Source organism: Ectothiorhodospira sp. 9100 (genome assembly GCF_022227565.1).
Lineage (GTDB): Bacteria > Pseudomonadota > Gammaproteobacteria > Ectothiorhodospirales > Ectothiorhodospiraceae > Ectothiorhodospira > Ectothiorhodospira marina.
The window spans coordinates 1-603 of sequence record NZ_JAJNAN010000130.1; the positions used below are offsets into that span (position 1 = coordinate 1).

The 603-nt window shown below is 61.0% G+C and carries 1 protein-coding gene; it reads left to right on the forward strand.

What is annotated here, in order from left to right:
- The first annotated feature begins 104 nt into the window (after positions 1–104).
- On the forward strand, positions 105–515 hold the full coding sequence (locus tag LPW29_RS15295) for a helix-turn-helix domain-containing protein (RefSeq protein WP_238628728.1): 411 nt from the start codon (positions 105–107) through the stop codon (positions 513–515).
- Positions 516–603: the final 88 nt, after the last annotated feature.

Sequence of the window (603 nt, forward strand, 5' to 3'; positions counted from 1 at the left end):
TACTGCCGGCTGCGAGTTGGGCAGTACCGGGCCATTTGCCAAGTGAACGACCGGGAACTGGTGCTGTTGGTGATCGATATTGGTCCTCGAGGAGGGACCTACAAATGAGTTTTCAAGCGCAGATCATCGAGCGAGACGGAAAGCCGGAATACGCGGTGGTGCCAATCGATCAGTATCGCCGCTTGCTGGCATTGGCCGAGGACATGGAAGACGTGCGCGCCGCAGACGAGGCCATGCGTGAATTGGAGGAGGGCCGGGACGAGTTGGTGCCCGCTGAGATTGTCAGCCGCCTAGTGAACGGTGATGTGCATCCGCTGCGTGTGTGGCGTGAGCATCGTGGGTTGTCCCAGGCGGCGCTGGCCGAGCAGGCGGGAATCGGGAAGTCCTACCTGTCGCAGATCGAGGCGGGTAAGAGGATAGGGTCGGCGAAGGTCTTACGGGCGCTGGCCCGTGCCTTGGCGGTGGATGTGGAGGACCTGTTGCCTTCTGCGACTTCCGGCGAAGGTGAGATGTAGGGGAGCAAGCCTGAGAAAGCAGGTCAGGCAGGCAAGCAAGCAATGGGACATGCACTCCTGACAGCGAGGGATATTCCGTGCCCACCAC

Coding starts and splice junctions, on each gene's coding strand:
- LPW29_RS15295 (WP_238628728.1), top strand. CDS start 105: ATGAGTTTTCAAGCGCAGATCATCGAGCGAGACGGAAAGCCGGAATAC.